The sequence below is a fragment of the Candidatus Cloacimonadota bacterium genome (assembly GCA_012522635.1).
In the GTDB taxonomy this organism is placed as follows: domain Bacteria; phylum Cloacimonadota; class Cloacimonadia; order Cloacimonadales; family Cloacimonadaceae; genus Syntrophosphaera.
This window is the reverse complement of sequence record JAAYKA010000074.1, coordinates 1-19658: the sequence shown is the minus strand read 5'-3', so window position 1 is coordinate 19658 and position 19658 is coordinate 1. Positions and strand designations below refer to the sequence as shown.

19 protein-coding genes and 1 tRNA gene are annotated in these 19658 nt (G+C 46.7%); 5 read left to right on the top strand and 15 right to left on the bottom strand.

All coding sequences use genetic code 11. From position 1 onward, the window contains the following. Positions 1–139: 139 nt before the first annotated feature. Positions 140–1072: a hypothetical protein gene (locus GX135_04225; protein NLN85294.1), complete on the top strand. Its 933-nt coding sequence runs from the start codon at positions 140–142 to the stop codon at positions 1070–1072. 244 nt (positions 1073–1316) lie between these two features. Here GX135_04225 and GX135_04220 read toward each other — a convergent pair whose 3' ends face one another. From GX135_04220 to radA, 15 genes are all read right to left on the bottom strand, one after another. After that, entirely contained in the window at positions 1317–3095 is a 1779-nt protein-coding gene (locus GX135_04220) for an ABC-F family ATP-binding cassette domain-containing protein (protein ID NLN85293.1), read from the bottom strand. Positions 3096–3109: 14 nt separating this feature from the next. Next, positions 3110–3186, bottom strand: a tRNA-Arg gene (locus GX135_04215). Positions 3187–3227: 41 nt separating this feature from the next. Beyond that, positions 3228–4649, bottom strand: a complete 1422-nt coding sequence (gene thyX / locus GX135_04210; GenBank protein ID NLN85292.1) for an FAD-dependent thymidylate synthase — start codon at positions 4647–4649, stop codon at positions 3228–3230. Positions 4650–4660: 11 nt separating this feature from the next. Further along, positions 4661–5434: a deoxyribose-phosphate aldolase gene (gene deoC / locus GX135_04205; protein ID NLN85291.1), complete on the bottom strand. Its 774-nt coding sequence runs from the start codon at positions 5432–5434 to the stop codon at positions 4661–4663. Continuing rightward, positions 5421–6473: a 23S rRNA (adenine(2503)-C(2))-methyltransferase RlmN gene (gene rlmN, locus GX135_04200; GenBank protein ID NLN85290.1), complete on the bottom strand. Its 1053-nt coding sequence runs from the start codon at positions 6471–6473 to the stop codon at positions 5421–5423. Before rlmN ends, deoC begins: the two co-directional genes overlap by 14 nt. Beyond that, on the bottom strand, positions 6467–7309 hold the full coding sequence (locus tag GX135_04195) for a Tpl protein (protein ID NLN85289.1): 843 nt from the start codon (positions 7307–7309) through the stop codon (positions 6467–6469). The genes rlmN and GX135_04195 overlap by 7 nt, the downstream gene beginning before the upstream one ends. A 17-nt stretch (positions 7310–7326) precedes the next feature. Further along, positions 7327–8535, bottom strand: a complete 1209-nt coding sequence (locus GX135_04190) for a hypothetical protein (protein NLN85288.1) — start codon at positions 8533–8535, stop codon at positions 7327–7329. Between the two features lie 28 nt (positions 8536–8563). Next, positions 8564–10594: a PBP1A family penicillin-binding protein gene (locus GX135_04185; GenBank protein ID NLN85287.1), complete on the bottom strand. Its 2031-nt coding sequence runs from the start codon at positions 10592–10594 to the stop codon at positions 8564–8566. 10 nt (positions 10595–10604) lie between these two features. After that, entirely contained in the window at positions 10605–11141 is a 537-nt protein-coding gene (locus GX135_04180) for a Gx transporter family protein (protein NLN85286.1), read from the bottom strand. Next, a complete protein-coding gene (locus GX135_04175) occupies positions 11138–11890 on the bottom strand; it encodes an ATP-binding cassette domain-containing protein (protein NLN85285.1) in 753 nt (250 codons plus the stop codon). Before GX135_04175 ends, GX135_04180 begins: the two co-directional genes overlap by 4 nt. Continuing rightward, a complete protein-coding gene (gene vanZ / locus GX135_04170; GenBank protein ID NLN85284.1) occupies positions 11877–12266 on the bottom strand; it encodes a VanZ family protein in 390 nt (129 codons plus the stop codon). The genes GX135_04175 and vanZ overlap by 14 nt, the downstream gene beginning before the upstream one ends. Positions 12267–12268: 2 nt before the next feature. After that, on the bottom strand, positions 12269–13534 hold the full coding sequence (locus GX135_04165; GenBank protein NLN85283.1) for an HlyC/CorC family transporter: 1266 nt from the start codon (positions 13532–13534) through the stop codon (positions 12269–12271). 1 nt (position 13535) lies between these two features. Further along, entirely contained in the window at positions 13536–13988 is a 453-nt protein-coding gene (ybeY, locus tag GX135_04160) for an rRNA maturation RNase YbeY (protein NLN85282.1), read from the bottom strand. Further along, the gene (locus tag GX135_04155; protein ID NLN85281.1) at positions 13981–16098 is read right to left on the bottom strand and encodes an HDIG domain-containing protein; all 2118 of its coding nucleotides are present in this window, start codon (positions 16096–16098) and stop codon (positions 13981–13983) included. Before GX135_04155 ends, ybeY begins: the two co-directional genes overlap by 8 nt. A 93-nt stretch (positions 16099–16191) precedes the next feature. After that, positions 16192–17532, bottom strand: coding sequence for a DNA repair protein RadA (radA, locus tag GX135_04150; GenBank protein ID NLN85280.1), 1341 nt, complete (start codon positions 17530–17532; stop codon positions 16192–16194). Positions 17533–17713: 181 nt separating this feature from the next. Here radA and GX135_04145 point away from each other — a divergent pair, with 181 nt between their 5' ends. Genes GX135_04145 through GX135_04130 form a run of 4 tightly spaced genes read left to right on the top strand, consistent with a single transcriptional unit; the run spans position 17714 to position 19398 of the window. Next, the gene (locus GX135_04145; GenBank protein NLN85279.1) at positions 17714–17956 is read left to right on the top strand and encodes a glutaredoxin family protein; all 243 of its coding nucleotides are present in this window, start codon (positions 17714–17716) and stop codon (positions 17954–17956) included. A 12-nt stretch (positions 17957–17968) separates the two neighbouring features. Then, complete coding sequence (locus GX135_04140; GenBank protein ID NLN85278.1) at positions 17969–18424, top strand: MarR family transcriptional regulator; 456 nt, start codon at positions 17969–17971, stop codon at positions 18422–18424. Positions 18425–18427: 3 nt separating this feature from the next. Then, entirely contained in the window at positions 18428–18859 is a 432-nt protein-coding gene (locus GX135_04135) for an OsmC family protein (protein ID NLN85277.1), read from the top strand. After that, positions 18856–19398, top strand: a complete 543-nt coding sequence (locus GX135_04130) for a thioredoxin family protein (protein NLN85276.1) — start codon at positions 18856–18858, stop codon at positions 19396–19398. The genes GX135_04135 and GX135_04130 overlap by 4 nt, the downstream gene beginning before the upstream one ends. The last annotated feature ends 260 nt before the right edge of the window (positions 19399–19658 follow it).

Sequence of the window (19658 nt, the reverse complement as noted above, 5' to 3'; positions counted from 1 at the left end):
TCCTTCGCAGCTGAAGCAGAAGGAATCAGACCTGCCGACATCATTAAAGAATTGATAAATTGATGCGGGAAACCGGCATCAGCAAAGTATATATTGTAACAGCCAAAAATGGCTGGCTTCATCCATTGAGGAGAGATAAATGAAAAAAGCATTGTTGTTCACGCTTGTTGTTTTGGCCTGCGCCAGCGCTGTGGCCATCGATTTTCGCGTTCCCCAGCTTTTGGCACACATGAAGGAACCGCAACCCTACAACATAGATTTTCAGGAAAAACAAGTTATCTTGCGCAACAAAAATTACGTTTGGATAAATTCCATCTTCAACCCCTGGTCGCCACGTTTGGAAGCGGTCTTTTTTTCACAATATATCATCGAAGATGTGAATATGCTGAGCAACAACCATCTATATATCTGCAGCCAGGAACCGGGAAACTTGGTGAGTACGGTTGACACTCTCTCCTACCCCAGCAGCATTTACTTTCCCAATATCGCGATTGGCAACAAAATGACCCGCGAAGGTTCCATGCTCTATGTGGCGGATCGCTTCCGCGGCATTGATATCATCGATATCGGCAAGGGTGCTTCGCGTGAATTGCGCAGCACTTTCTCAGAAAAATGGGGCATCCGGGATTTCATCGCGGAGTATCCCTACCTTTGGGCTTTGAACGATTTTGGCTTGGTCACCGTGGATATTACCGACTTGAATTTCCCGCTGAGCATGGGCGTGAACTACGAAATTACCGACGCCACCGTGATGGCAAAAAACGGAGATATCGTCTGGCTGGGCGCGGGCAAAATGCTCTTGGCAATCAACGCCGCCGATATGTATCATCCCCGGCTCATTTTCCAAACACGGCTTTCCAACGACATCCGCGATATGGAACTGAAGGATAATCTGTTATATCTGGCACTGGGCATGGGCGGTGTGAAAATTCTGGACGTCACAAACCCCCTCAAAGTGGAAGACTTGCGCACCATCATCCCCTACCATGAAGTGTTCGATATCGCGCTGGATGGAGACCTCATTTTCCTCGCTCTGGGCAAGGATGGCTGGATGATTTACGAATACAGGTAGAAAACGCTTGGAGTTATTTCGACTTTTTTAATCTGGAGAAGTGTAAAAGCTTGTTTTTTAGGCAATGTTGCTAAAATCCGGAACCCAAACCTGATTCATTCTTGATTCCAGCGCATGTCTTGGACGATAGATCTCCCCCAGACCCCCGAAGCCGCATCGGGCAACTAACGAAAGGGATTGAAATAACTCATTTTTTGGAATAAAGAAGGAAGCAAGGGTGGGTTCAGGTTTCACTGCCCAGCGGTCAGGATTCTGCTTTTTCTTCCAGTTCCAGCCAACGCTCCAGGCTTTCCCGATGACGCTGATTCAGCTCTTCCAATTCTCCGCTAATCTGGGCATAGTCTTGATGTGAAAGCTGTTGCGCTGGATCGCCCAGTTTTGTTTCCAGTTCCGCAATCCTTTTTTCAATCTCCCCAATTTCAACGTTGAGCAGTTCCAATTCCCGTTTTTCCTTGTAACTTAGACCTTTTTGAGGTTTTTTAGGACGTTGCGCAATGGGTTTGGCGGCTTTTTCCGTCTCTTCTTCTTTTTTAAATTTTTTCACCAACAGCCAATCGGAATAATTGCCGGGGAATTTTCTGATGGAAGTTCCTTCAAAAATAAAGAGATGGTCCACGCAGCGGTCCAGGAAAAATCGATCGTGAGACACCACCAGCAGGCAGCCTGAAAAGGCATCCAGATAATCCTCCAAAATCTCCAAGGTTCTGATATCCAGATCGTTTGTGGGTTCATCCAGGATAATGAAATTCGTGCCAAACATCAGAGATTTCAGCAGATAAAGACGTTTAAGCTCGCCTCCGGAAAGGGATGAGAGCTTTTGCTGCTGCATTTTGTTGTCGAACAAAAATCGATTTAACATCACGGAAGCGGTCACCTTGCTGTTGTCTTGAGTGCGAATCACTTCGGCATACTGCGCAATGTATTCATAAACAGAGAGATGCGGCTCGAAACTTTCGTCGCTTTGGCGATAGTAGGAAAAATTGGTGTTCACGCCAATCTTGATGCTGCCCTTGTCTGGCTGAACTTCACCCATGATAATTTTGAGCAAAGTGGTTTTACCGCAACCGTTTGGACCCAAAATGCCGATGCGTTCCCGCGCTTGAAAAGTGTGTTCGATATTTTGGAACAGTTTGTGGTCTCCATAGCTTTTACTCAGATTATGCAGTTCCAGAATGGTTTTTCCCAAGCGATCCGTCTTGAAGGAGATATCCAGTTCGGCATTGGAAATCAAATAGCTCTTGGAAAGCAGTTCGCGCACGCGGTCAACATGGTTTTTGGGTTTGGTGGCACGCGCCCTGGCGCCGCGATTCAGCCAGTCCAGTTCTTTTTTCAGTTGTGCCTGGCGTCTGGTTTCCTTGCGGCGAAAATCAGTGTCGCGGAGTAGTTTTCCCCGCACAAACTCGGAATAATTTCCTTCGTAGATGTGGCAGCGACCTTGGTCAATTTCCAGAATTCTGTTGCAGACGGCGTCAAGAAAATAGCGGTCGTGGGTAACGAAAATGACGGTTTTTTTGCTTTGAGCCAGATAATCCTGCAGCCATTCGATGGCATCCAGATCCAGGTGGTTTGTGGGTTCGTCCAACACCAGGATGTCCGGCTCAGAAACCAAAACCCTGGCCAGATCGGCTTTGCGGCGCTGGCCGCCTGAAAGCAGGGAAAGTGGTTTTTCAAAATCCGTGATTCCCAAAACTGTCAGTATGGCTTTGTAGCGGTATTCTTCGTCACTTTCCGGCTTTAAAGCTTGCGGGGGCTGGATATAGTCCAGAACGCTCACATCATCGGTTAAAATGGCTTCCTGAGCCAGATAGGCGATTTTTTGGCCGCCACGAACCACAACCGCGCCTGAACTGGGCTCTATCACCTCTGCCAAAACTTTTAGCAAAGTGCTTTTGCCACAGCCATTTATGCCCACAACGCCAATTTTATCACCAAGATGAATACCAAGATCAAGGGATGAGAAAATGACCTTGCTGCCAATTTGCTTGGCAAGGTTTTCGATGGTTATGGCTACATCAGATGCCATGATTTGAGAATGGATGGCGTCCCTGAGGCGATTCGAACGCCTGACCTTCACCTTCGGAGGGTGCCACTCTATCCAGCTGAGCTACAGGGACGCAAAGACTTTCATACATGAAATTTCAAACCCTGAAATCTGTCAATTCTTTTGGTTCCGCAAATTTTCCACGGCATCAAAATCGCTTTTGCCACAAAGGAAAGCTGTTGCCATTGGAGCCTTGGTGCGCAATTGATTCGCCATTTCGCCTGCGAGATCCCGAATTTCCCATTGAGCGTGTTCGTCGCAACGAAGCCGAATAAGATGATAAAACTCACGCAGGTTCATCTTTACCAGCACCCAAACTGGGTCACCGTTCAGGCTGGCATAGCGGGCAAGATCGGGATTAAGGGTGGAAAGCTGTTTTTTTAGTTTCGTATTCTTGCCAAGTAGTTGAGTCCATTGGCTTTCTCTTCCGATTCTGGAAATGATATCAGGCATAATGCAGGTGCGGACACCTGGAATTTTTTGACGAATTATGGTGCCAACGCGGTGGCGCTTAAACTGAGCCCAACAGCTTTCGCTCATTCTCAGTTCAAAATGAAAATCCACCATCTCAAAAGCACGCGGCATCTTGCTCCAAGGCCGGATTCCTTGGAAAAATTGCTGCCAGAGTTTTTCCCTTTCGTCATCAGATAAGTTATTCACATATTTGAGGCATTTTCCCCAACTGCTGCGGCTGTTTTCATAAAATAGACTGGCCAAAACCATATTGTCCGAATTATTGGTTTGGTCAATCATTTGTCCCCAAAAATCATCATCCGGAGTTTCGAAATCCATTAACTCCCTGGGAATGGGCAAGCCACCGGGAAAAAACTCAGGTTCCACATAACGCACGAGAGATGGGCAAACCTTTTTTGCCTGTGGAAGCAGAGTTTTATGGAGTTCATGAGCTTCCAGAAGCGGGCTTTCAGCGAGGCGGCGCAACAGATTTTCCAAACTGCGGGCATTGATGGTCATGCCAAGCTGGGTTTTGGTGGAAAGCGGCAGGATGTAGCGTGCGTCTTCCTTTGCCATGCCTTCAAGGTCACGTTTTGAGAAATCCGGGAATCCTTTGGAACGATATTCTTTCAAAGCCAAAAAACTGGCTTCATATTCGGCAAAGAGAGCATCCATCACTTCCAGGTAAAAAACCTTCAGCTCCGCGTGTTCCGGGGCTTCAAGTTCAGCCGGAATCAGATAATCCCGGGAAAAAGTCACGTAGCGTTGGGATTTTTCGGTGAACGAGGCAAAGCGCAGAGTTTCAAGCGTTTCCGTGAGCAGACGGGAAATTCCGATGATGTCAAAATTGAAAACCGCGTGTTCTGCCACAGAGGCGTGCCCCATCTCGAAAACAATGGTCTGATTGGATTTTCTGGCTTTGGGGAGTTCCGCCAGCGCTTCTTCACGCAGTTCTGTAACCGTTTTTTCACTGCGGCTGATGCGCGCGTAGGCCGCGGAAATCACTTCCGGAGTCGCGGCTTCATTATCCAGTTTTTGGATTAGGGAGTTGTCGATATTATATCCTGCTAAAGTCACTTTCATCGAAACAAACCTCAGATCAGAGCTGTAACGTTGCTGGCGCCGATGCGGTTCGCGCCGGCTTCAATCATTGCCAAAGCCTGTTCGCGAGTGCGGATGCCACCGGAAGCTTTTACGCCAATTTTTGGTCCCACGGTTTTTCGCATCAGACGTACGTTCTCAATTGTCGCTCCGGCGGTGCCAAAGCCTGTGGAAGTTTTAACAAACTCCGCGCCGGCTTTTTTGGCGTAGAGACAGCAGGCAATTATCTCATCTTCCGTGAGATAACATGTTTCCAAAATCACTTTCAGGAGCACCTCGTTGCTACGGCAGAGTTCAGCGATATTTCGCATTAACTCGTAGGATTGCAGGATTTGCCCGCTTTTTACAGCACTGAGATTTTGCACCAGATCCAGTTCTTCGATGCCGGTGTTGATAACAGCAAGAGTTTCCGCAACCACAGCATAGGTGTAACCTGCACCCAGAGGGAAATTTACAACTGTGCAGGATTTTACCGCGGCGCGGAGACGCAGTTGCAGTGGATGGGAAAAGTGGGAATTTACACAGACAGAGGCGCATTCATGGTCGTTTGCGAGGTCGCAAAGTGCATTTATTTGAGCTTGGGTGGCGTCAGCTTTCAGCAAAGTTGCATCAACGATGGAAGCAATGCCCGCATTGGGATCGTAGATTTGATCCGGCTTCTCAGCGCGGCACACTGCGCAACCAAGACAGATTACATGTCCACCGCCACATTTACAGGCTTGGTTGTCACCAAAAAGATGCCGGGCAATCTTTTCAATTTTGTTCATTTTTTTCTCCTGTCTGTTTGGCAGAGGCGTCGGTCACAAGCTGACCGCAGGCTCCACTGATATCGGTTCCCTTGCTTCTTCTCAGCATCACAGCTTGAGGAAGTTCGCGCGCTTTCGCCATAAATGCCTGTATCTCATCCTCAGTTGGTGTTTTATAAGGAAGACCCGGCACTTGATTGTAGGGAATAAAATTTATTTTGCAGGAAAGATCTCCACTGAATTTTCGCAGGGCTTTAAGGTCTTCTGCTGCCATGTTCAGGTCTGGAATCAGGATATATTCCAATGTGATGCGAAAGTTGCTTTTTTTCTGGTAATACAAGAGAGACCTTTTCAATGTGGATAATGGATATAGCTTGTTCACAGGCATCAGGGTGTCCCGAACCTCGTCACGAGCTGAATTCAGGGACACTGCCAGTTTCACCTTGATTTTTGAATCCGCCAAACGTCGTATTCCAGGAACAATGCCACAGGTTGAAATCGTTGCGCGTCTGGGGCTAAAAGCCAGAGTAGCTTGATGTTGGATGAGGGTCAAGGCATCAAAAACGCTGTCCAGATTATCAAGCGGCTCGCCCATACCCATGAAAACGATATTGGTTAGCGGAGCATCGGAATCACTGGCTGCCAACAGAATTTGCTGCACAATTTCGTGGGTTTGGAGATTGCGCCTTTTTTTCATCCTGCCGGTGGCGCAAAACGCGCAGGCGCGCGCGCAGCCCACTTGGCTGGAAACACACAAGGTGCGCTTTTTTCCCTCTGGCATCAAAATCATTTCTATCTGGGCACCGTCTGCAAGAATCAACCTGTATTTTGTGCTTCCATCCCGGGAAAGATGCTTTTCGGCAAGCTCGGGCATTGAAAGATCGAAAGCCGCTTCCAACGCAGCTTTGAAGCCTTTGTCGAGGTCTGTCATCTGAGCCGGGTCGAAGATATATTTGCGATAGACCCAGCTTAAAAGCTGCCGCACCCGGTAGGCTGGAAAACCACTGGCAAAAAAGCTTTCGAGGTCCTGGGGCAGAATCCCGTAAAAAGAGTTCAGCATTGCTCAATATCAGGCGCGGAGACAACTTGTAGCTTGTTGAAATCCGTTAGCTCAAGCTCGGTGAGCATCTGGTTTTCGTCAGACAAATGCACGCGTTTGTTCAAAACATCGTTTCTGAAGACGTATAAGCGTTTGCCTTCCAATTCCACGCAGGTGCCTGGGATGGGATAATCCTTGGATTCCTCCACATAGAAATCTTCTTCAAAATTCAGGCAACAAAGCAGACGCCCGCAGGGTCCGGAGATTTTTGCCAAGTTTCCCGCCAAATTTTGATCCTTTGCCATTTTGATGGTGACCTGGCTGAAACGTTTCAAAAAACTGCCACAGCAAAACTGGATTCCGCACATTCCAAAGCCGCCCATGCGTTTGGCTTCGTCACGCCCAGTGGTTTGATGCAATTCTATTCTGGTGCGGAAAACATTTGCCAGTTCCCGCACGAAAACCCTGAAATCGATGCGTCCATCCGCTGAAAAGAAAAAGGTAAGCTTGTTGCCATCAAATTGATAGACGGTTTCAATTAATTTCATTTCAAAGGGATAGCGCCTCAGAATGTCTCGGAAACTCTGCGCGGCTTTTTCTTCTTCAAAAGGCAGGTTCCGTAGTTTTTCAATGTCCTGCTCCGTGGCAACGCGCTTGATTTTGTAGATTCTGCCTCCGCTGCCAGGCTGAGGGTTTATTTCTTGTTCGCCAATGCTGAGATGTGTAACCTGAGCAATATCTTCCCCGCGTTCCACTTCCACAATAATCAGCTCTTCCGGATCTATGCTCAATTCACCATGGTTTTGATAGTATCCCAATCTTCCTGTCCGGAATTCCACTTCAATGTATTCTTGCATTTCTGCTTCAGAAATTTTCAATTCTTTGTCCTCGTATAAATGGCTTGGTAAAGTTCAGTTTCCTCCGGGCTAAATTCCAGATTGCGGCGGGCTTTTACCCTTGCCGCCGTATCACAAAATCTGTCAAAACGGTATTTATCGAGCTTGGATGCGGTTCCCCAGGAAAAATCTGGAACGAAGCCAGAGATGAGTTCGGATCCCCAAAGGTTTGATCCAATGCCGATTACAGAGCCGGTGTTCAGGCTCACGTTTATGCCAAGCTTGACGTGATCGCCAATCATGGCACCCAAAAACATTTTACCGGAATCGACTCTGCCGCCTGCAAGGTAGGAATGAAAACCCACGCTGCGATATGTGTTTTTGAGGTCACTGTTATTTGTGTCCGCGCCGATGTTAACCCACTCCCCCACAATACTATGGCCTAAAAAGCCATCGTGCTGCTTATTTGAATAGGCCTGAAAAATACTGCTTTCAATCTCTCCGCCCACTTTGCAGACAGGTCCGATCGAGCTTCCGCCATAAATTTTCGCGCCAATTTTTACCACTGAATTTTTCCCTATAAATGCCGGCCCCATAATCACAGCATTTGCCAAGACTTTTGCCCCCTGATCCAAGATTATTGGACCGTCGGAAGCATCCAAAACCACTCCCGGTTTCAGAGACACTCCCTCTCCAATCCAGATGCTGTATGGGTTTAGAGCTGTAACGCCGGGTTCGGTTTCAAAATAGTTTTCGTTATCATAAAACAGGTGTTCAAAATCGAAACGCAGCAGGCGGTCGTTGTCGTGAATGAGGTCGCTTAAGTCTTGATACAGTGCAACATCACTTTCGATAATCTGAAAACCCATCTCGCGGAGTTCGGAAAGCTGTGGAATGCGGCTAAGCTTTTGATTTGTCTTTAGAGCGATGACATCATTCTGTTTGGCAAGACATTGTCCCACTATAAGGCGTTTGACCGCCTCAATCGAGTTTTGATCCACTTTCAGCCTGGAATTCACAAGTAAATCACCTTCTGAGGCGGGTTGGTTTACAAGCCATTGGGGCTGACGCTGCTGATAAAGTTTCGCCAAAAGAGGATCCATCCAGATTTCAACATCGTCCCTGTCGTCCAAAAACTGTTCCAGCCTCTGCCGCAGCTTTAAAATGCCGCAGCGAAGATCTCCCAAACATCTGTTCTGGGTCAAGGGATAAAATGCCGCTGTGCGATAGTCATCAAATATAATCATAATTCGTGATCCTGCATTTTGTTATGTTTTAAAGATCCTCTTCAAACTGATCGTGGAAACCAGAGCCAGCAGGATAACTGTAACCCAGGGAATCTCGAGACACTGAAGGCTCGTTGCCTTCAGCAAAGATTTCCGGGATGCCACCCCCTCGCACAACTTGGCCTGTGGCAGGGTTTATATTCAAATGAACGATCCGGGGTGGTTCCACAAATGCATAGCGAGAATCATTGGCGGCAGGGGTTCGTCCATTGTTTTCAATTTTTATCATTTTTGCCATAATTGGACCCCAGGTGCTGGCTGCAAGTGCTTGGCCAACTTTGTGCCTTCTGCTGTCGTAACCAGTCCAAATGCCCATGGTATAGGCTTTGTTGAACCCGATAAACCAGGAATCATTATTATTGTTTGTGGTACCTGTCTTGCCTGCGCTGGGCCAGGAATATCCACTTCGGGACGAACCTCCCGTTCCGGATTGGGCCACAGTTTGCAGCATGCTGGTCATTAAATACGCAACCTGAGGAGAGCAAACGCGGGATTTTTGCGGACTTGATCTTTCCAGCACTTTGCCCTTCATGTCCTCCACCTTGGTCACAAAAACCGGATTGACCCGCACACCATCATTCGGAAAAGCGGTGTAACCGGCAATCAAATTTAGCGGTGTAACTTCATAAGCTCCAAGAGCGGCAGTCAGATCTCCTGCCTTCACATTCAATCCAAACCTGCTGAATGATTCATTCACGGCATCAAGTCCGATATCCTGAGCGCAACGTACAGCCCAAGTGTTGTAAGACCATTGCAGTGCCACTCTCATGCGAGTATTTCCATGGTAGCTGCGGTTTGCGTTGTGAGGCGACCAGTCTCCAATTGTTATGGGCGCATCAGGCAAAATCTTTGCAGGATGATAGCCCCGTTCCAGTGCCAGCGTATAATAAATCGGTTTAATGGCAGAGCCAGGCTGTCTTTTGGCTTGAGTTATGCGATTGAATTTGCTGTGTTCAAAACTTCGTCCTCCCAGTAAAACAAGCACATGCCCGGTTTTGTTTTCAATCAGGGCAAGTCCACCCTGAATATATTTGGTATCGATGTCCCGGGCATCCTTGGGTACGGAAGAGAATTTATTGGGAAAACCGCCACTGTTTTCCACTCGTGTCAAATAGCTGTTAAAAAGAGAATCCGCGGCGGAAGACATATCGGTATCGAGTGTGGTGTATATCTTTAGCCCACCCTCATAGAGACGTTCCGTTCCATATTTATTTTCCATGTAACTGCGTACGCGTTCAATGAAATAGTCCGAAGAAAAACGGGCATAGCTGCCTCCGTCCTGAGAATTTACGGGCGTGGCAATGGCATCCAGATATTCTGCTTCACTGATTTTGCGGGCTTTGCGCATCCTCTCCAAGACTCTGTCCCGACGCGCTTTAGCGGCTTCCGGATATTTCAGGGGGTCATAAACATTGGGGCGCTGGATCATCCCCACCAACAATGCTGATTCCGGCAGGCTCAAATCCCGGGCATGTTTATTAAAATAGCGCAGGGAAGCGGTCTCAACCCCATGATTGTCTTTGCCCCAAAAGATCATATTCAGATAAATCTCAAGGATTTCGTTTTTGGTGAACGCCGTTTCAATTTTGAAAGCCAAAACCATTTCCTTCAGTTTGCGGGCCATGGTTTTATCCTTGGTGAGAAACATATTTCTGGCTGTTTGTTGGGTGATGGTGCTGGCACCCTGAGAGTAGCGGCCGGACTTCAGGTCTGCAAAAAAAGCACGCATGATGCCGATTGGGTCCACACCCAGGTGATAGCGGAAACGTTTGTCTTCCGTAACCAAAAGCGCATCAATCAAATGCGGTGGCAACTCTTTGAGCGAAACCAGCTTTCTTTTTTCATACGCGAAAAGATAGACCATCCTGCCGCTGCGGTCATAAACCTCGCTGCCGGTGCGCAGAGTATAGTTTTTCAGCTCCGCTGTGGGAGGCAAGTCATCTTGATAATACCAAAATATACCGATGATGAAGCCGATCAAAACACAGCCAACTATTCCCAGTATCCTGAGGATTTTCATTAGTTTTTCTTTATTCATTTTGCATTTTTTTACCATTTATTTGCCGCTGATATCTTGATTTTATCAAAACCAAAATCCATGCGGTCAGAATCCCACTGAGCAAGCCTAAAAACAGCAGCAATGGTGTCAACATAAAAACTCGGGTTCCAGGCAGAACCACGGTTTGAACCAAAACCAATTGGGTTAGATTGTGAGCAACAGCGCCGGTTACGCTAACCCCATACTCTGTGAAACCAAACCTCACTGCAATTGCTATCCACATGGCAAAAACCGCGGCCAATCCTCCCCCCAAAGATAATAATGTTGCAGGGGACAGCAGAGAAAAAGTTACCGCGCCACCGACCAGAGATTTGGTAATGGCAACCACAATAGCCGGCAGAATCTTTTTTTCGAACAGCAGATACATGACAACAATGTTTGACAGACCCAGCCTGATGAACGGAAGTGGCATCAGCCGCATAATCAAACTTTCAAAAACATGGATGCTACAGGCAGTGGCTGTCAGAAAAGCCAGCATTAAAAGCTGATTTGGCGCTTTTTTCGTCATTTTTGAATCTCGAAAAAAGTGTCATTTGTGCCCATATTCAGAAATTGCCGCATCAACGGGTCCTGGCTTTGATGGACTTGATTTAGAGGGCCAAAATATCTCAGCTCTCCTTTTTCCAAAAACAACATTTGGTCGCCAATGTTTTGTAAATCCCGGGTATCGTGGGTGATTGTGATTGTTGTCGCCTTGCCAGAATTTATGATCTGGGTGATGTAGAATAAAACTTCAGCGGCTGTGATGGGGTCCAATCCTGAGGTCGGTTCATCAAAAATGATGTAGCGCGGTTCATATACCAAAGCTCTGGCGATACCAACTCTTTTGCGCATGCCACCGCTAAGGTCTGCAGGAAATTTGTTTTCGATCCCTTCAAGCCCAACCACGGCAAGGCTTTCACTCACTTTTTTCTGGATGGTCTCAAAGTCCATCTCCCCTCTTTCGTAGAGTGGAAGAGCCACGTTTTGAAAAACAGTGTAGGAATCCAAAAGGGCGGAATTCTGAAAAACCATGGCGAAACTATGGCAAACATCTGTGTTCGTTCGAGTTCCACCACAAACAACTTCGCTGCCATCCACGCGCACCCATCCAAAATCAGGCTGGAAAATCCCCATCATGGTTTTTATCAATACAGTTTTTCCCGAGCCGCTCCTCCCGATAATGACCAAATTTTGTCCATTCTCCAACTGAAAACTGATGTCTCGCAAAATGGGCTGATTGTCAAAACTGAGGCTTAGATTTTTAACTTCGATCACGGACAATCCAAAAAACCGCAAATGCAGTTCCCAGACCCGCCGCGTTTGCCGCAAAATCCCAAACGCTCACGGATCTCTGAGGAATGAAATATTGGTGGAGTTCGTCCAAAGCGGCGCTGACAACCAGGATCAGATAAATCCACCAAACTCTTTTTGTGGCTATCCCAAATCCCTTCAAAAGCCGGTTTGTTAATATACCAAGAACAAAATAAATTGAAAAATGCGCCACTTTGTCAAAGCCAACAATTTTACCAGAAGGCAGATGTCTCCCGGGTAGGGATGATACGGTCCAAATGACTGCCACCCACAAAACCACAGGAAGCACAAAACGTATTGTCGCTTTATTTCTGGGTTTTGGGCTCAAGTTTTGGGACATTGTTAATCCGTAACATCCTCATATTGAATGACCTCTACCTGTTTAATGCTTTTCCCATCGCTTTCCAAAATCTTGAATACCAAATTTCCGTCCAAATTATGAGTTTCTCCTGCGACGGGAACATGGTTGAACACGGAAAGCAGATATTCTGCCACATTGTCATATTCGTCGGTATCGATGGCAGAATTGAATTCTTGATTGAATTGGCGAATGCTGTAGGAACCGCTCACTTTGCAGGTTTTAAGGTCAACCCGTTCAAATTCAGGAATTTCCTCATGATCATATTCATCATGGATTTCGCCCACAATCTCTTCCAAAATGTCTTCAAGAGAAATGATACCGGATGTGCCGCCATATTCGTCCACAACCACAGCCATCTGCATCTTTCTGATTTTAAACTGGTTGAGCAGGGCTTGCACTTTCATATTCTCGGTGACAAACCAAGCTTGTCGCATCAGCTCTGTAAGTGTCCTTTTTTCAGGATAGAGCAGCAAGTCCTTGGCGTGAATCACACCGATTATATCATCAATCGTTTCGCGATACACAGGAATGCGGGAATGTCCACAACTGGTAATTAATTCTCTCAGCGCGTCCAAAGATTGAGACGCCTCAATTGCCACAACTTTCACACGCGGCACATAGATTTCGGTAAGTTTTGCCTCGCGAAACCTGAAGAGACCCACCAGCATTTGCTTTTCGTTTTCGTCCAGGCTGTGCTGCGAGTGGCGGGATTGAATCAGATTATGAAATTCCTCGGTGGTAAGGCGCGGCAAAAGATGAGAATCCAGACTGTGTTTTTTTGTGATGAGGAACGTAAGTTTCTCGATTAACCACACGGCCGGATAAAAAATGTAACTGATTAAGAGCAATGGCAGGCTGGCAATGCGGGCAAAATTATCTGCCGAAGCCAAGGCAACTAATTTGGGAATGATTTCAGCAAAAACAACAATCACAAAGGTGGTAATCACCACCTGCAAACTCATCGCCAAAGATGCGTTTGCCTGATTCTCAGCGATGCGAAGTGCCAGCAATGTTGCCAACGACGAGATTGCAATATGGCCAAAAGTATTTCCCAAAAGCACCGTCACCAAAAGACGCCGGGGCTGCCGTAAAAGTTTAAGGACGCGTCTGGCGCTGCCTCCCTTTTTCTGTTCAAGTTTTTTAAGGTAGATGCGGGAAAGCGAAAAGAAAGCTGTTTCAGATCCGGCAAAAAATGCTGAAAGCAGCAGCAAAGCCAAAATCATCAGCAATAAATGGCCTTCGTCCACTTTACTGAACACCTCGCATTAATTCGTTATAATATGTTTCTTTTGTTTTCATCAACTTTTGGTCTCCAACGCGGATATGGTCGTAACCCAATCCGTGCAGCAATCCATGGATAAAAATATCCATCAGTTCTTGTTCGATGCTGTTTGAACCCTTTTGGCGCTGCAGCTGATTTATGTCAATAATAATATCGCAAAAAACCCTTTGAACCCCGCTGGCAGCTTTTTCGGGCAGTTCTGCTTCCAAATTAAAACTCAGCACATCCGTCACAGAATCATCACCTCGATAAAGCCGGTTATATTTTCGCATCATTTCGTCACCGCAAATCAGAACCCCAATCTGACACTGGATGCCAGACCTCTCAGCTTCACAAATAATCCGTGCCGCGTTTTGCAAAGGCTCTGGATCCAGTTCATAATCAGTTTCGTTTTCGATGTTTAGCTGTATCTTACTCACTTATTTTTTCTTCCGGGTATTCCAGCCGCTTACGAAAGACACTTTCCAAAATGGGCAACATGGCTTTTTTTGCCAAAGCAAGGTCTTTAATCGTGATGGGCGCTTCATCAAACTGCCCTTCCCGGATGAGCCGTAACACAGTATTATCGAACAATTCGGCTATCTCATCGTCGCTTGCTTCTTTTTTGGATTTGCTGATGGATTCCACAACATCTGCCAGCATCACCAAAGCCGTCTCTTTTGTTTGAGGCAGTGGACCGGGATAGCGAAAATCTTCCAGATTCACTTCTTCCCCACTCCGTTGCGCTTCATCCAAAAAATAGCGAATGTAGCTGGTGCCGTGGTGCTGCAAAATAAAATCTGTAACTGCCTGGGGCAGTCCATGTTTTTCTGCCAGAGCCACACCCTCTCGAACGTGGTCGCGAATGACATCGGCGCTTTCTTCCGGGCTAAGTTTCTCATAAAAATCTGAGCTTTCATCGTTGTTTTCGGTAAATATATCCGGATTCACCGTTTTTCCAATATCATGATAATAACTGCCAACCCTGGCCAGAAGCGGGTTTGCGCCAATAGCCTCGGCGGCTTGTTCGGCCAGATTTCCCACGATCAGACTGTGATGATATGTACCCACCGCGCTTGTTGCCAATCGTTTCAACAGAGGTGTATTAAAATCCTGAAGCTCCAGCAGAAGCTGCTTGGTGGCGCGGTTCCATCTGCGCTCAAAAAAGCTGACAATGCCCAGAATTCCCAAAACAACAAACGACGTGGAAACCATCGAAAAACCAGCATTTTTAAAGAGGTTCATCAAAGTTTCGGTTAGGTTTTCCCCGGTGAAAAAAAGCAGCCGCACCGCAACGTTTATGATATTCAATGAAAGAAATTGAAAAATCCAGATGCGGAAAAAAGCATGCCGCGCTTCATATCGACGAATCAAAGCCAGAGTCAACAAAGACGATGCCAAAAGCATTGCCAAGCCTCCAGCGTCCCAATTCACAAATGGCGCCACCACCAAAACGCTGAAAGCCGAAAACAAAAAGCCATATTCATATCCCATCAAAATAGCGGAAGATAGCACCACCAAACCAAAGGGAATCAAACTGATATTCTGTCCAAACAGTTGGCTTGTAATCAGGGAAAACAGCGCTTGAATCAAAAGACCCGCATTCAAAAACAACACTCCCAGGTTTCCATCTCCTTCCCGCAGTGGAAGTTGCATCAAATGCAGATTAAACGCGAAAACCACTGCAAAGCTGTATGCCAAAAGACTGATGAAACCAAGCAACTGCAAAAACGCGGAGCGGTGTTCTCCGCGAACCCGATATTCCTGGGAAAGTGAGGCAAGTTTATTGATGTCATCATCACCCAATTTCTGCCCTCGACGCACGATTGCCTCGCCTTCGCGCAAAGTTCCCTCAACAGGATCAATGCTTGCTTTCAGGCTATCCTGCATCTGGGCATATTTCTGGGTGTCAACCACAAGGTTTGGAACAATTAGTTTTGTGGAGTTTGCGTCCACCAAGGTTGCTTGGATGGAATCCAACCTCAGCAGAGCCAAACGCTTGGCTTCTTCCCTCTCAAAAAAACGGCTCAAACTGCGCTTTTGAATCCCCTTCTCAGAATTCACCAAAACGCTGTCACCTTCAACATTTTCGTATATCCCAGCCTGATACAGGTTTTCCAGATTTCTTTTGATGGCGGCATGAGCAGCGGCCACCCGTTTGAGATCCATACCCAATAATTGTTCAGAATTTTCCAATTGGAAACCCTGTTGTCTTGCCCTGAGGACCGCTGTTTCAGGGTCTTGGCTGCCAGAGGCTTCATAAATCAGGTCAAACAACCGGTTCAGGTCAATGTATGCGTCAAATTCGGCATCTTCGCTCAGCATATAGGGCTTGCCAGCCTGAGCAAGCTTGAGTTCATATTCCTTCTGAACCTGATCTTCTGTTTTCAGAATGGGAAAATCAAACGGTGCCAAAATATCATATTCTGCCACCTGCCCAGCCGAATATGGATAATCGGGATACTTCTGCCTGTTGGCCAGGGTCAATTGATATAGCCCTGCCACGCAAAGAGCGGTGACTATTGCCACCAATACATGTTTCGATTTCATGGGTTTAGCTTTCCGCCATGGGTAATTTTGTCAAGCCACTTCATAACCATAGTTTTCTCTATATAATCAGAATCCATCCAAAGCTCACAACTATCACTTGTCCAAACTGTTATAAAGCTCACGCACGTCCCGGATGCGAATTGCCTTGCCCTTGTGGCGCAGCTTCGCGTGCGCGGAAACGAATATTTTTTCATAGCCCAGCCTGGCTGCTTCATTCACACGAGCCTCAAGCTGTGTCACGGGGCGCACCTCACCGTTCAAACCAACTTCACCGATAAAAACGGATTTATCTGGCAAAGGCTTGTCTTTCAGGCTGGAAATAATGGCGGCCAAAATTGCCAGATCCAAACCCGGATCGGTGGACCTAATCCCCCCCGCGAGATTTATAAACACATCGCTGGAACGCAGATACAGAGCCAAGTTTTTCTCCAGGATTGCCAGCAAAATCGCCAGTTTCTTTTGTTCCAAACCAACCACCACACGTTGCGGAGTTCCATAATTTGAAGAAGTGGCAAGCGCTTGCACTTCCACCAAAAACGATCTGGAACCCTCCATCAAACAGCCAATCGAACTTCCATTATGCTCACCGGTATCGGAAAGAAAAACATGATTTGGTTCTGAAACCTGCATCAAACCGGCATTCGTCATCTCAAAAATACCAATCTCGTTGGTGGAGCCAAACCTGTTTTTGACCGCACGCAGGACTTTATATTGTCCCCGCAATTCACCTTCAAAATACAGTACCGTGTCCACCATATGCTCAATGATTTTGGGACCTGCCACAAAGCCTTCCTTGGTCACGTGTCCAACCATAAACACAGGTATTTTCAACATTTTGGCACTGCGCAGAATTCGGTTGCTGGTTTCCCGCAATTGCGTGATACTGCCAGGCAGTGAATCCACGCTCGGCAAGCTTACCGATTGAATGGAATCCACAATCATAATATCCGGACTGCTTTCCTCCATCGCCGCGAGCATCGCCTCCGCGTCGTTCGTGCAAAGCAGCCAAACATTTTCACTTTGCACATTCAGTCTCACGCTGCGCAAATGAATTTGCTCATCGCTTTCCTCACCTGAAACATAAAGGACTTTTTTGCCCTTGCTGCCCATCCACTCCGAAAGTTGCATCATCAGGGTGGATTTCCCAATGCCAGGCTCGCCTCCAATCAAAACAAGCATTCCATTCACAATCCCGCCGCCAATCACCAGATCAAACTCCCTGATTCCTGTTGCCATGCGGGTTGTATCACTAAGTTTCAGGTCACGCAACCGTTCTGGTTTGGGAGCGCGGTGATCCGGCGTTCCACCTTTGCTCGGTTTTCCGGTCACGCGCGCGCTTTCTTTCATCGTGGACCAACTCCCGCAGGAGGGACATTTACCGCTCCACTTGCTGGATTCAAAACCACAATCGGTGCAAAAAAATGCTTTTGCCATGTTTTTTTCCTCTTAGTGTTGCAAATATTCGACAGCCCAAAATATGGCAAGAACTTTTTTCTATGCGGCTTTGAAGGATGTTCCCCGAAAAAATGATGGCGAAAAACCGTCGCGGGATGGAAAATTTTCCTTGCATAATCTAACAGAATCATTATTAATGTATTCAGAGGTAAAAGGATTTATGAGAACAAAGATAATTGTTTTTGGAACACCAACTTGCTCTTGGTGTAAAAAAGTCAAAACCTATCTTTCTGATAAAGGCTTTAAATATAAATATATAGATGTGTCAAAAGATGATCAAGCCCTGCGCGATATGCAGCGCAAAACCGGACAATTGGGCGTCCCCCAGCTTTGGATAAATAACAACGCAGTGGTGGGCTTCGACAAAAGCAAAATCAACCGCCTGCTGCAAATACAACAATAGAAGGAGAAAGTCATGAAAGTAAACGCCGATCATTTCCATGGTCTCATCACCAGGCTTCAGGTAGTTCTGAGCGAGATTGACTATGCCCAGAAGGCGTGTCTGCAGGCTGGCAAAATGGAATGCCAGTTACTCAACCACCTCTACGTGGTAAAAGAACCCATCAACATGAACGAGCTTGCAAAAGTTCTCAACGTTTCCCACAGCCGTATCACCAGGATTATGGACAATCTGGTCAGCAAAAAACTCGTGATGCGCAAACCCTCTGAAAAAGACCGCCGCTGCTGGTTTGCCATCATCACCGATAAAGGTAAAAAGCTGGCTGAAAACAGCCGCCAAACTGTTGTTGACCATCAAAAGAAGATCATTTCCCAGATCCCTGAAAATGAAATCGAAGCTGTTTATAAATCCCTGAAAAGCTATGTGGAAAAATATGAGAAAGTGCTGCAAAAAACAGTGGTGGGAATCTAACGAATGAGCTCAAAGACCACGCTTGAATGGACAGGCGGCATGTCCTTTGATGGTGTCGTAAACGGACATCACATCATTCTTGATACCGACTCCAAATGGGGCGGACAAGATAAAGGCCCCAGGCCAAAACCTCTGTTGTTGCTCGCTTTGAGTGGCTGTTCCGGAATGGACACAGTTTCTCTATTGGAAAAAATGCGCGTGCAGGATTATAAGTTTAGGGTGGACGTGGAAGCTGATTCAACTTCCGACCATCCAATAACTTACCACACTATTCGCATGGATTTTCGTTTTTGGGGAGAAAATATTCCGCAGGATAAAGTGGTCAAAGCGGTAACTATGTCAATTGAACGTTACTGCGGCGCCCACGCCATGTTGTCCCGTTCTGCAAACATTATTTCCAAAATTTACATCAACGATCAAGAGGTAACTACATGAAACCAACTCTGCTACTAATCTTGCTGTTGGCTTTTTCTGTGGTGGGATGCACCGCCAAGGAAGCCAAACCCGCAGATAATTCCGACAGCTCGCCAACCCTGAATATCGAAAAAAAAGATGAGATCGCTGAAAAGCCTCAAGCCGAAGAACCCGTTTATGAGCATGGTTCCTGGATCACGGATTACAAAGCCGCCCTCGAATATGCCAAAGAGTTAAAACGCCCCATCCTGGCAAACTTCACCGGTTCAGACTGGTGTGTCTGGTGCTACCGCATCCGCGATGAGATATTCACCCAAGACGCTTTCAAAGCCTATGCCCGTGAGAATCTGGTTCTGTTGACCCTGGATTTTCCCCGCGGCAAAAAGCTTCCCGCCGAGGAAGTGGCTCAAAACCAAAGGCTTATGAATCAGTTTGGGGTTCAAGGTTTCCCAACCATATTGCTGATTGATGCCAATGGGAAGGAAATCGCGCGCACTGGCTATCGTGATGGTGGTGCGGCAGCGTATGTGAAGCACCTGAAGGATCTTCTGGCAAAATAAGCTTCATCAACATTAGATAAAAAGTCGTGAGACGATCGCAGGATTAGCTCACGACTTTTGTTTTAATATTCTAAAAATCTCGTTTTTGTAAAACCGGCTCAGTCCCACCCAAATTCAATTCTGCCACCGGGTAATTCCAAATAAATGACATCCTGGCTCACAGCCTTGGCATCATAGAAAATCCAGCCTTCCTTGCTGCCGCCGGACAATATATTTCCAAAACCAAAATGACTGTCCGCCAATCGCAAATAGTGTTCTTG

Excerpts from the sequence above, each read along its gene's own strand:
- GX135_04225 (NLN85294.1), top strand. The coding sequence starts at position 140 with ATGAAAAAAGCATTGTTGTTCACGCTTGTTGTTTTGGCCTGCGCCAGC.
- GX135_04220 (NLN85293.1), bottom strand. The coding sequence starts at position 3,095 with ATGGCATCTGATGTAGCCATAACCATCGAAAACCTTGCCAAGCAAATT.
- thyX (NLN85292.1), bottom strand. The coding sequence starts at position 4,649 with ATGAAAGTGACTTTAGCAGGATATAATATCGACAACTCCCTAATCCAA.
- deoC (NLN85291.1), bottom strand. The coding sequence starts at position 5,434 with ATGAACAAAATTGAAAAGATTGCCCGGCATCTTTTTGGTGACAACCAA.
- rlmN (NLN85290.1), bottom strand. The coding sequence starts at position 6,473 with ATGCTGAACTCTTTTTACGGGATTCTGCCCCAGGACCTCGAAAGCTTT.
- GX135_04195 (NLN85289.1), bottom strand. The coding sequence starts at position 7,309 with ATGCAAGAATACATTGAAGTGGAATTCCGGACAGGAAGATTGGGATAC.
- GX135_04190 (NLN85288.1), bottom strand. The coding sequence starts at position 8,535 with ATGATTATATTTGATGACTATCGCACAGCGGCATTTTATCCCTTGACC.
- GX135_04185 (NLN85287.1), bottom strand. The coding sequence starts at position 10,594 with ATGAAAATCCTCAGGATACTGGGAATAGTTGGCTGTGTTTTGATCGGC.
- GX135_04180 (NLN85286.1), bottom strand. The coding sequence starts at position 11,141 with ATGACGAAAAAAGCGCCAAATCAGCTTTTAATGCTGGCTTTTCTGACA.
- vanZ (NLN85284.1), bottom strand. The coding sequence starts at position 12,266 with ATGTCCCAAAACTTGAGCCCAAAACCCAGAAATAAAGCGACAATACGT.
- GX135_04155 (NLN85281.1), bottom strand. The coding sequence starts at position 16,098 with ATGAAATCGAAACATGTATTGGTGGCAATAGTCACCGCTCTTTGCGTG.
- radA (NLN85280.1), bottom strand. The coding sequence starts at position 17,532 with ATGGCAAAAGCATTTTTTTGCACCGATTGTGGTTTTGAATCCAGCAAG.
- GX135_04145 (NLN85279.1), top strand. The coding sequence starts at position 17,714 with ATGAGAACAAAGATAATTGTTTTTGGAACACCAACTTGCTCTTGGTGT.
- GX135_04140 (NLN85278.1), top strand. The coding sequence starts at position 17,969 with ATGAAAGTAAACGCCGATCATTTCCATGGTCTCATCACCAGGCTTCAG.
- GX135_04135 (NLN85277.1), top strand. The coding sequence starts at position 18,428 with ATGAGCTCAAAGACCACGCTTGAATGGACAGGCGGCATGTCCTTTGAT.
- GX135_04130 (NLN85276.1), top strand. The coding sequence starts at position 18,856 with ATGAAACCAACTCTGCTACTAATCTTGCTGTTGGCTTTTTCTGTGGTG.